Origin of the sequence: Arenicella xantha (genome assembly GCF_003315245.1) — a bacterium.
GTDB lineage: Bacteria > Pseudomonadota > Gammaproteobacteria > Arenicellales > Arenicellaceae > Arenicella > Arenicella xantha.
In genome coordinates this window covers 304,637-316,575 of the sequence record NZ_QNRT01000004.1, presented here as the reverse complement: position 1 = coordinate 316,575, position 11,939 = coordinate 304,637, and the positions used below count along the sequence as shown (strand labels likewise).

General features: G+C 48.2%; 9 protein-coding genes. All 9 read right to left on the bottom strand.

Annotated elements, in window-relative coordinates; translation table 11 throughout:
• Nucleotides 1-32 precede the first annotated feature (32 nt).
• A complete protein-coding gene (locus DFR28_RS15075; RefSeq protein WP_113955204.1) occupies nt 33-1,325 on the bottom strand; it encodes an adenylosuccinate synthase in 1,293 nt (430 codons plus the stop codon).
• A 149-nt stretch (nt 1,326-1,474) separates the two neighbouring features.
• The gene (locus DFR28_RS15070) at nt 1,475-2,440 is read right to left on the bottom strand and encodes an ATP phosphoribosyltransferase regulatory subunit (protein ID WP_113955203.1); all 966 of its coding nucleotides are present in this window, start codon (nt 2,438-2,440) and stop codon (nt 1,475-1,477) included.
• Nucleotides 2,441-2,617: 177 nt separating this feature from the next.
• A complete protein-coding gene (hflC, locus tag DFR28_RS15065; RefSeq protein WP_113955202.1) occupies nt 2,618-3,487 on the bottom strand; it encodes a protease modulator HflC in 870 nt (289 codons plus the stop codon).
• Nucleotides 3,488-4,708, bottom strand: a complete 1,221-nt coding sequence (gene hflK, locus DFR28_RS15060; protein WP_113955201.1) for an FtsH protease activity modulator HflK — start codon at nt 4,706-4,708, stop codon at nt 3,488-3,490.
• A gap of 65 nt (nt 4,709-4,773) precedes the next feature.
• Entirely contained in the window at nt 4,774-6,057 is a 1,284-nt protein-coding gene (gene hflX / locus DFR28_RS15055; protein ID WP_211317007.1) for a ribosome rescue GTPase HflX, read from the bottom strand.
• Nucleotides 6,058-6,264: 207 nt separating this feature from the next.
• Complete coding sequence (gene hfq, locus DFR28_RS15050) at nt 6,265-6,501, bottom strand: RNA chaperone Hfq (protein WP_113955200.1); 237 nt, start codon at nt 6,499-6,501, stop codon at nt 6,265-6,267.
• A 309-nt stretch (nt 6,502-6,810) separates the two neighbouring features.
• The gene (miaA, locus tag DFR28_RS15045; RefSeq protein ID WP_113955199.1) at nt 6,811-7,797 is read right to left on the bottom strand and encodes a tRNA (adenosine(37)-N6)-dimethylallyltransferase MiaA; all 987 of its coding nucleotides are present in this window, start codon (nt 7,795-7,797) and stop codon (nt 6,811-6,813) included.
• Nucleotides 7,772-9,694, bottom strand: coding sequence for a DNA mismatch repair endonuclease MutL (gene mutL, locus DFR28_RS15040; RefSeq protein ID WP_113955198.1), 1,923 nt, complete (start codon nt 9,692-9,694; stop codon nt 7,772-7,774). The genes miaA and mutL overlap by 26 nt, the downstream gene beginning before the upstream one ends.
• Nucleotides 9,695-9,731: 37 nt before the next feature.
• Nucleotides 9,732-11,594, bottom strand: a complete 1,863-nt coding sequence (locus DFR28_RS15035) for an N-acetylmuramoyl-L-alanine amidase (RefSeq protein ID WP_113955197.1) — start codon at nt 11,592-11,594, stop codon at nt 9,732-9,734.
• Nucleotides 11,595-11,939 lie beyond the last annotated feature (345 nt).

The following is an 11,939-nucleotide window of genomic DNA, read 5'->3' as shown; positions in this document are numbered from 1 at the left end:
TCCTAATCTAATCCTAACCTCTTACTCTTAATTTATGCGTAGAGGTCTCTTAATACAATTGTTTCTGCACGGTCTGGACCGGTGGAAACAATATCAATGGGCACGCCAACTAATTCAGCTAAACGTGCTACGTAATTTTGCGCAGCGACTGGCAATTCGGCCATGCTCTGCGCGCCCTGAGTGGTTTCTGTCCAGCCAGGCATCGTTTCATATATTGGCTCACATTCAGTCAGGGCTTCTGCACCTAACGGTGATACCGCAATCTCCTTACCTTTATAACGATAAGCAGTACATATTTTCAACTCCGATAAGCCATCAAGCACATCGAGTTTGGTTAAACACAACGAGGTTAACCCGTTTACTTGGCGTGAACGCTGTAGTAATACCGCGTCAAACCAACCGCAACGTCGTGAACGCCCAGTAGTTGCGCCAAATTCGTGGCCTTTTTCACCGAGGTGTTGGCCCACGTCGCAATCCAGCTCAGTTGGGAACGGTCCGGCGCCGACACGCGTGGTGTATGCCTTAACAATGCCAAGCACGTCGTCAAACACAGTCGGTCCAACGCCAGTACCCGGCGAGGCGTAACCAGCGGAAGTATTGGATGACGTTACATAAGGGTATGTACCGTGATCAATATCTAACATCATACCTTGAGCGCCTTCAAACATCATAGGCCGCCCTTCACGCGTGTAATCATCCAATAATTGGGTTACATCAACGGTCAGCGGTGCTAATCGTTCTTTATAAACTAAGCATTGCTCCAGCACCTCATTAAAATCAAGCGGAGCCACTTTATAATAATGCTCTAAAGCAAAATTATGATATTCCATGACGCTTTCAAGCTTTTCAGCAAACTGATAGTCATAAACTAAATCACCAAGCCGAATGCCACGTCGTGCAACTTTGTCTTCATAGGCCGGGCCAATACCGCGACCAGTTGTGCCAATTGCATCTTTGCCGCGCTTTATTTCACGCGCTTGATCCAACGCCACATGATGCGGCAGGATCAATGGACACGCTTCGCTGATACCAAGACGTTGACTAACAGGCACGCCATTGCGCTCCAGTTCGTCGACCTCGTGGAACAACGCATCCGGTGCGAGCACAACACCATTACCGATCAAACAATGAACACCTTCGCGCAATACGCCAGAAGGAATCAAATGCAGCACGGTTTTCTTGCCGTCGATTACGAGCGTATGTCCGGCATTATGGCCGCCTTGAAAACGCACCACAACATTAGCAACATCGGTCAATAGATCGACCACTTTACCTTTGCCTTCATCGCCCCATTGGGTACCGACTACAATTACTTTTTTGCTCATTCTAAATTCAATTATTTCGATAATATTTAAAACGTTGCCACATCAATCGAGCGACATCATTCGATAAAAACACACAGCCCTTTACTACGGTCAACGGGTCTTACGCCGCAACGTATTACCCTAAAGCCCGCGCTAGGCCTGGCGCTCGACTAACCTAGTTTAACCAAGGTTTTGAGGTCAGCACTGAAACCTGTTGCGGCGCGTCCTCGGCCAAACAATCGACCAATTCGATCATAGCGACCACCTTGTGCAACGGCACTTCCGCGGCCACTAACGAACGCCTCGTACTTCAAGCCGGTGTGGTACCGATACCCAGCCACATCAGCTAGGTCGATATGCACTTTAATCGCACTTTTGTTAGCCTTTAACTCGCTCACAACAGTCTCTAGTTGCGCTAACGAATCAGCTAATTCTTGATTATGGCCAAACGCCTTGTGAGCATTCGCCAATACATCGGTTGAGCCTTGTAACGACAATAAAACCTTAAACGGTGCGATATCGATTTGCTCGCTTAAGGCATCTAAATCCGGCGTTGACTTACGCAGCAAGACATCGCGTAAACGCTGCTCAAGCAATCCGTCTACTGACTGTTCGTTTAGCAATGCACGGTAAATACCAACATGGCCTAAGCTAAGGGTAACATCCGCCGCGCGACTTAACGACAAGGCTTGCAGCATGGCTTGAATAATCTCAAGATCAGCGCTTTCGTCATCGACGCCAAATATCTCAGCACCAATTTGCAATAATTCTCGCTGACCGCCCATATGGGCAGGCTGAGTTCGCAACACCGTGCCGGCATAACATAATTTATTTACGTCAAGATCAGCTAAGTAATGGGAATCAATTCTGGCGATCTGCGGTGTGATATCCGCACGAATTCCCAGCATTCTGTGAGTATGCTGGTCCATAAATTTATAAGTCTGGGTATCCAGCTCTTCACCGGTTCCGGTGAGTAATGCATCGACAAACTCCATGACTGGTGGCATCACCAAGTTAAAACCACGCGATGCAAGATCATCCAAGACCGAGCGGCGGAGCATTTCTAACTTGATGGCCTCGTCAGGCAGGATTTCTTCAACACCTTCTGGAAGTAGCCAGTTAGCGTCATTGACCATGGCGAGTCGCCTTCTTTTACTAAGAGTCCGGTTAATTACGGGCAGATTATACTTGGATCAAGTACCTGAACATAGCCCCTTGCGACAAGAAAGCGCAGAGTATTCTGACGCTTAGCTAAAGCCTCCGCAGTGACCAACAAAAACGGTCACTGGAAGGCTTAGAGTGTTCGCAACGATTTATCGCGTTGCTGAATTAAAGTGCTTAAAGAAATCCGATTCTGGATCAAGAATAATCAAATCACCAGATGAATTAAACGTTGCCTTGTACGCGTTCAGACTTCGGAAAAAGTCATAAAACTCAACGTCAGCACCAAAGGCATCGGCGTAGATTTTGGTGGCCGAAGCGTCCGCATCACCGCGTGTTAGCTGCGCTTTCTTTTCAGCTTCTGAGACTAGCTCAACTTTGGTACGGTCAGCGTTTGCGCGAATTTCAATCGCCGCCTCATTACCCGTTGCACGATACTCATTGGCGATTCTTTCACGTTCAGAGCGCATTCTCTCGAATACATTTGCCTGAATTTGGTCTGCCAAATCAACTCGTTTCAGACGCACATCCACCACCTCGACACCAATTGCCGCGGCTTCGGAATCAATCGCTTGCTGAACCACACTCATGATTTCACCGCGATCACCGGCGACCACGTCATTAATGTTGCGTCTAGCAATCTGCGCCTTAAGACTGTTGTTGATTTTTTGTTCCAAGCGATTCTCAGCATTGGCGCGAAATTTCACTGTCTTAAAGTACTTCTGCAGATCGTTGATGCGCCATTTAACAAAACTATCAACCAACAATTCTTCTTTGTCGACAGTAATAAATCGCTCAGGTGGCCGATCCATTGTTTGAATTCGAATATCATATTTCTCAATGGTATTCACAAACGGAATCTTAAAATTAATACCCGGTTGAATTTCTTCACCGGAGAACTCACCAAATTGAAACTTAAGCGCACGTTCCCACTGATTCACGGTGAACAGCGAACTCGAGAACACCACAACGGCAAGTGCAATAACAATGGCAATGCCCATAAAAAGGTTTTCAGATTTCATTTATCGACCTCCTCGGCTTGAGCTTTGGCTTTTAATCATAGACTCAGACTGCGTCTGCGGCTGGGGAATCAAATTGCCATCACTTTGATCAATTCGGGCCCCTTTACGCTGACTTTGATTTTCAATAATTTTATCGATTGGCAAATACATCAAGCTATTCCCGCTACCAGATTTCTGGTCGATCATCACCTTGCTGCTTTCAGACAACACTTGCTCCATCGTTTCGATATAAAGACGCTTGCGAGTGATTTCAGGTGCTTTTTGGTATTCCGTTAGAATTTTACTAAAACGCTCGGCTTCACCGGTGGCTTCCGCAACAATCTTAGCTTTATAAGCTTCGGCTTCTTGCAGAATACGGGCGGCTTCACCACGCGCGTTCGGAATAATTTGTTTCGAATAAGCTTCAGCTTGGTTTTTCAACTTTTCACGGTCTTGGTCAGCCTTCACTACATCGTCGAATGCATCACGCACTTGAACCGGTGGTTTGGCATCCTGAATCTCGATCGACTCAATTTGGATACCTGAATTGTAACGATCCAAAATAACCTGTAATAGCGATTCAGTTTCCGAATCGACCACGGCCCGCTCGGTGGTTAGCAGCTCGTCCATCTGGGTTCGACCGACGACTTCTCGCAAGGCACTTTCGGTAGCGCTACGCACCACAAAATCAATGCCAACCGCACCGCGATTATTCAATTGCAGATCGCCGACATTGAACACAAGGTCTTCAATCGACTTAATGGTGTATTGAACCGCCATGGTAACGTCAACAATGTTCTGATCTTCAGTCAGCATCAACGCTTCTTTAAGCTCAGCAGAATTGTTGCGATAACCAACCTCAACCGTTCTCACTTGTTGCGTATCAATAATGATTTTTTGCTCTAACGGCCAAGCGATAAATTTCAGACCTGCGCCAACGGTTTGCTTGAACTTGCCGAATCGCAGCTCAATGCTTTGATGACCCTCGTCAACTTGGTAGAAAGACTGCGTTAGCCAGTAGCCAATAGCCACGACGACAATCAGCAAATATGGTGAAAATAGACCTCGGCCTCCGCCAGTTTTTCCACCATTGCTACCGCCGCCACCACCGCCGAAGCGTTTGCGAACATTGTCTATAATTTGGTCAATATCGGGGCCTTGATTGCCACGATTCTTATTGCCGTTATTCCCCCAAGGGTCACGGTCTCCTGAGTTACCTGAGCCAGGTTCATTCCAAGGCATCTTATATTTCTCCAGTAAGCGGGTTAACGCGGATAATTCTATCAAAGATAGGATGATTGCGATGACTACAATGTTTCAATTTCTTGTATCTTGTTCTGTTTCCGCAGCCAACCTAAATCGGCGGGCGAAAGTTCAAGCTCTAACTCAAACGATCCGTCGTCTGCGACAACTTCTTGTTTGACGATATGTTTTTCGTACAATGCGGCTCGCAGTCTACCTTCACTTGCAGCAAATGTGACCCGACAGCGGGTATGTAGAACCGACAAATATTCTTCGATTGCCGTCAATAAAAGATCGACCCCAGCCCCGGTATGGGCAGACAACCAGACGGCTTTTACTCGTCCATCTGGATCTCGCTTGATCTTGGGGGCGGTTCCAGATAAATCAATTTTGTTGTATACCATGATTGTTGGTATCGATGATGCTTCAATCTCGCTCAGCACGCTATTTACTTCAGAAATGCATTCTTCGCGATGATTACTAACCACATCCACCACGTGCAATAGAAGATGGGCATTACTCACCTCTTCCAGCGTTGAATGAAATGCTTCAACCAATGAGTGCGGCAGGTCTCGAATAAAGCCTACCGTGTCTGACAATATAGCCGCACCAAACTCAGGCAACTCGACCCGTCGCATAGTGGTGTCCAATGTCGCAAACAATTGGTCCTGGACGTATAAATCCGAATCCGTAATTCTATTAAATAACGAAGACTTGCCAGCGTTGGTGTAACCCACTAATGACACCGTCGGCACTGGTACTTTGGCGCGTGACTTGCGTCGTAATTGGCGCTGAGCCGATACAGTATCTAAACGTTTATTAAGCGCCTTAATTCGATGCCCGATTAGCCGCCGATCGGTTTCCAATTGAGTTTCACCTGGACCACGTAGGCCAATACCACCTTTCTGGCGTTCCAAGTGAGTCCAGCCGCGTACTAGGCGAGTGGCAATATGTTGTAGCTGAGCCAGTTCGACTTGCAGCTTACCCTCATGACTGGTGGCGCGCTGCGCAAAGATATCTAAAATCAACCCAGTTCGATCCAGTACTCGCACCTTAAGTTCTTTTTCAAGGTTACGCTCTTGGATCGGACTCACGGAATGATTCAAGATCACTAAATCGATCGACTCTGGCTCAATCCGCTCACTGATTTCAGCAACTTTGCCTTTACCAATATAAGTAGAAGGGTCAGGACTGCGACGAAAAGCCGTAATAGTATCAATAACAACCGCTCCAGCTGACTCAGCAAGCAATTGTATTTCTTCAAGAATTTCACTATCTTCTTGAGCCGAGTCGCGCTGATACAAAATCAGCGCATTAGGTTTAGCTTTCGCTTCAGCGAGTTCAAACACAGGTAATTATAAAGTCCTACAGACGTTCAAAATGGGGCTTGCGCGGTATTAATACCGCGCTCGGGTTTTGCAAATGACTCGAGTTTTACTAATAACTCGAAACAATGCGCATCGCTTAAGTCTCTACCTGATCACTCAGGTTTGCTGTTAGCGTTAGCAATACACTATTTATTGGGGCGCGAACAGCTAAATACAAGCTCGTTACGACTACTCTGCCTCATCAAACTCAATCCGTACCGCTTTAGACGGCACCACGGTCGAGACCGCATGCTTGTAAATCATCTGATTCACAGTATTTCGTAACACAATGACAAATTGATCAAACGATTCAACTTGCCCCTGCAATTTGATACCGTTAACTAAATAGATTGATACCGGAATTCGTTCCTTTCGTAGCGCGTTAAGGAAGGGATCTTGAAGCGCTGTTCCTTTATTCTGTGCCATTTTTATTATTCTCGTTTTACTAATTATTAGACCATTTCTCTAACCGCCAAAGGGTACTCGGCGGCAGATATGGGACTCGCGCGACCCCTAAAGAAGAATCGAACAAGTTAGACGCCTGGGTAAGCCTTGTGCAGCGATTTAAGCACCGGGCATGGTAAGTACAGCAACGTGAACGCGGAAGTTTAGTAGGAAGAAAGCCCAAACCTAGAGTTCTGCCTAGCAAAACTCACAATTAATTGGACTCCCCCGCGAATCAAATCACTCGACAAGTATAATCTACTTAAATGAGGATTTGCTCAAATTAGGTGACTAAACCCTAATAATAGAGCGAACTAGTTGGACAAGCGGTTGAAATTGCTTATCTTTTAAACCAGAGTCCATCCACCACAGCACATTACGTTGATTTCTCAGCCAAGTAAGCTGTCGCTTAGCCAGCTGGCGTGTCGCAGCAACACCTTTGTCACGCATCACTGTCTTAGTGAGGCCGTCTTCTAAAAATTCAAGCATTTGTCGATACCCAATCATGCGCATTGCCGGAGTATCTCGATTAACGCCCGACTGCAACAACGCTTCGACCTCAGACTGCAATCCCTGCTCCAACATAATATCGAAACGGAGCGCGATACGCTCATGCAATACCGAACGATCAGAAAACGCCAATGCAATTTTAACCAACGGATTAGCGATACCCGGTTTGCGCTTGGCATTGTGCGCCTGCACGGTCATGCCACTACTCATAACGATTTCCAACGCTCGCTGCACACGCTGCGTATCTTGAGGGTCAATTCGGGCAGCACTTTCAGAGTCTAACTGCGCCAATTTTTGGTGCATCGCCGTCCAACCTAATGCTTTAGCTTGAGAGTCGATCTCGGCCCGCAAAGCAGGATTCGCTTGCGGCAAGTCGGTCAACCCTTGTTCCAAGGCGTTATAGTAGAACATCGTGCCACCAGCCAGAATTGGCACTCGCCCGCGTGCCGTGATCTGCTCGATTAAACGGGTGCAGTCTTGGTAAAAGTCGGCAACTGAGTAAGTGTCGTTGGGGTCGCGAATATCGACTAAGTGATGCGGGTAACGCCGCAAAAATTCAGCATCGGGTTTGGCGGTGCCAATGTCCATGCCGCGATACACCAACGACGAATCGACACTAATAATTTCCGCGTCGAGCGACTCAGTGAGCTGAGCCGCCGCGTCGGTTTTACCGGTCGCAGTAGGCCCCATTAAACACACCACTGGCAACAACTCGCCAGTGTGCTCGACACTCACTTGGCCGTTACTGGCCACGCTTGAACCAACCATCTAATTGCGACAAAGACATTTGCACCCAGGTCGGACGCCCGTGATTACACTGTCCACTGCGCTCAGTAGCTTCCATATCACGCAGCAGTGCATTCATTTCAGCGATCGATAACAAGCGATTTGCGCGCACCGAACCATGACAAGCCATTGATGACAATATCTCATGAATGGTGTCGGTAATGCGGCTACTGTGCTCGTCGGCCACCAAATCTGACAACACATCGCGTACCAACTGCGACACATCAGCATTGACCAATATATCCGGCACACTGCGAATAACCAATACTTTAGTATCAAGCTGCTCAACTTCAAGGCCTAGCTGGTCGAACAACTCACGCTGCTCCTGCCATGCTTGAATCTCACTATCACTCACTTGAATAGTAACCGGCACCAGCAAGGGCTGCTGCCTAACGGCGGCCGCTTCAACCGCGGACTTTAGTCGTTCATAGGTAATACGTTCATGAGCCGCGTGCATATCAACCAGAATAAGGCCTTGCGTATTCTCAGCCAAAATATACACACCCTTGAGCTGCGCTAGCGCATAACCCAAAGGAGGAATTTCCGACTCGGCATCACTAGCATGCTCAGCAACACTAGTGGTCGCATTCAAAGTGGTCGCGTTCAAAGTGATCGCATTCAAAGTTGATGAAATCACAGCCGGCTCAACCATACCTTGGCTCGGACTAGCTCGAAACACGCCCTGCGAAATCGTTTGATAACCCGTTATTTGGTCTCGAACCTGCTGTGGCGTCAACGGCTCAGACTCACGGTAACGCAATGGGTTTTGTTGAGTTATTTGCGGGGCGAGCTCATTCGCGCTGAGCGGCTTAGGCGCCGCCGCACCAGTCTCTGCATCAACCTGTAAGCTACCCACTTCGCCAGCACTGCGGCTCATTACCGCCTGCAACGTACGAAACACAAAGCTATGCACTTGGCCACTCTCACGAAAGCGTACCTCATGCTTGGTTGGATGCACATTAACGTCAACGCGCGCTGGATCCATTTCGAGATACAACACATAAACCGGATGCCGCCCGTGAAACAGTACGTCTTGATAACCCAATCGAATCGCGTGAACCACTGTTTTGTCGCGGATCAATCGACCATTGAGAAAGAAGTACTGCATATCCGCTTGGCTGCGAGAGAAGCTAGGCAAGCCAGCCCACCCAGATAAGCGCATATCCTCACGCTGCTCATCAAAATACACACTATTTTCGGGCACATTGTCACCACACACCATTTTCAAACGACGCGGATCATCAGCTGGCACGGCCGGCAAATGCATGACAACACGACCATTGTGCGACAATTTAAAAGCCACATCGAAGCGCGACAAGGCCATGCGCCGGACGACTTGATCTAAATGTTTGAACTCGGTGGTATCGGTGCGCAAGAACTTACGTCGCGCTGGCGTATTGTAAAATAGGTCGCGCGTTTCAATGGTGGTGCCAACCGGATGAGCAATCGGCTGAGGGTCGGTGGTTATATTATTACCGTCACTCGACACCAGCCATGCTTGATCTGCATCTTGCTCGCGAGACTGAATCGACATGCGCGTTACCGACGCGATACTCGGCAATGCTTCGCCGCGAAACCCGAGCGTAGCGATCTGCTCGAGGTCATCTAAATCATGAATTTTACTCGTTGCATGACGCGACAAAGCCATCGCCAAATCTTGGCGCAAGATCCCGTGGCCATTATCGGTAATTTTAAGGCGCTTTACGCCAGCATTGTCGACCTCAATATCAATCGACGTAGCACCAGCATCCAGTGCATTTTCCACCAGCTCTTTTAGCATCGACGCCGGGCGTTCGATGATTTCGCCGGCCGCAATCTGATTAATCAGACGCGGGTCCAGGGCTTGTATTCGATGAGACTCGTGAAGCGATTCAGGCATAATATTACAGCTAGTCGAAACGTGGCGACAAAACAAATTAAGGGATTTTTAAGGTCTGTCCAAGCATAACAGTTCGACTACGCATTTGATTGGCATGCATTATTTTTTTCTCAGTCGAACCGTATTTTAACGCTATTTCCGAGAGCGTATCACCACGCCGCACTCGGTGAGTTCGGGGCACTCGGGGCGTATTGCTACCTGCTGGTAATTTTAGACGCTGCCCCAAATACAAAGTGTCCTTACTTAAGTTATTTAGCGACTTAATCGCGCGGATTGTAATATTGTATTGCGCCGAAATCTTGGACAGCGAATCGCCGTTTACCACCACGTGTTCAACTGGTGATCTCGCCGCATTACCAGCTGACGAGCTTAACTGACCGGCCGGTGCAGGAACTCTTAGGCGAGTGCCAAGCATCACTGTGTTGCTACGCATATTGTTAAGGCGCTTCAACTCTCGCATTGTGGTGCCGTAACGAGCGGCAATCACCGACAAGCTATCACCTCGAACAACACGATGATAGGCGGTAGCACCGCTAGTCGACGCCGAACCATTGCTTATGCGTGGTGCCGCATAGCTAGCCGCGCTGTAATATGGAGTTTGTTCGTAATACTGAGTGATCGCAGTATAAACTGCATCCGCAATTTTCTGTTGGTAACGCGATGAACGAAGATTTCGCTCCTCGTCGGGGTTAGTAATAAAGCCAGTTTCAATCAATATTGATGGCATATCTGGCGACTTTAAAACCGCAAACCCCGCTTGCTCCACGCGTTTGCTGTGTAACCGCCCTACTTTGCTCAATTCTTTGAGTACCCGCCCACCTAGATTGACGCTTTCACTAATGGTATTGGTCATCGACAAATCAACCAGGACTTGAGCTAACACCTGATCTTTATTGGCTAGACTAACCCCACCAATTAAATCCGATGCGTTTTCCTTGGCCGCTAATGCTTTGGCCATGGCGCTAGTCGCGCCGCTCTGAGATAAGGCAAACACCGACAAACCATTGGCAGACTTGCGCCCAAAGGCATCGGCATGAATAGAAACAAACAAATCAGCACCTTTGGTTCGCGCCATTTGTCGCCGCTGATTTAGGTCAATGTAGTAGTCACCAGTTCGAATTAACACCGCCTCCATGCGACCATCGGAGTCCACCGCACGCTTCAAGCGCTTAGCAATTTCTAGTGTTATCACTTTCTCACGACTGCCTCGGTGACCAAGCGCACCAGGGTCTTCACCGCCGTGTCCAGCGTCAATCGCCACCACTAGTTTTTTAACTGGTGCCACTTCCATTATTACCGGCTCAAGCGTCGGAGCGGTCGCCTCAACAGCCTCAGTAGCTGGAATCGACGCGTCGATAGTTGGCGTTGTAGTTGGTGGCGCGTCGCTACTTGAGCTTTGATTAGGGTCTAAACTAGCCGGCACTGTTGCGCCACTATTTGATTGCTCAGCGTCGCTTAGCACTGCGGCGTCTGGATCAATTAAGTCGACCACCAAACGATACCCATACAACTCGTTGGGCGTAAGCACAAAACTGGTTTGCTGCAACTGCTTTTTTAAATCGAGAACCAAGCGCAATACATTGTCTCGAGGTCGCCCCGAACGAATTGCACTGATATGCGCATTCGCGGCGTCTAGCTTCGGCAACACCATTTTCAGATTAGCATTTTGAATATCGATAACCACGCGGTGTGGCGAATCTAAATCAAACACCTGATGAATCACATCTTCTGAAACATCAAATACCAAACGGGTTTTGTCCGGCGCATGCCAAATGCGTAAATTATTGACCTGCCTCTTAGCATTAGACTGGGCCTGAACGGTCACCGCCAAACACAAACAAATTGCCATCAACGCAGCCAGCACCAGTCGCATAGACTGGCGGACAGTAACAGGGAGCATGTGATGGATATTGACGATCACGTCTTGGCGACTTGAGTAAAAAATATTGTTGTTTTAATGGTTCAATTACAACAGCTTTTGGGCTCAGAATCGAGCACTATAACAGGAGTGTCATTTCACATCCCAAGCAAGACCAGTGTAAGCGCCTTCAGCGCAATCGCCTGCACACAACTTACGCACTGCTCGCGCATGAAATCATATTAAGGAATGTAGACTGGGCCTCAAGCTTGCTGGCGACTCGGAACATCAGACAAATTAGACTAGAGCTAAAAGTGAGCTGGGTCAACGAAAGGGTTGGGATGGGAGTGTCAACCCAGCTCGGGGTAGCATCGGATTGGTTGGGAG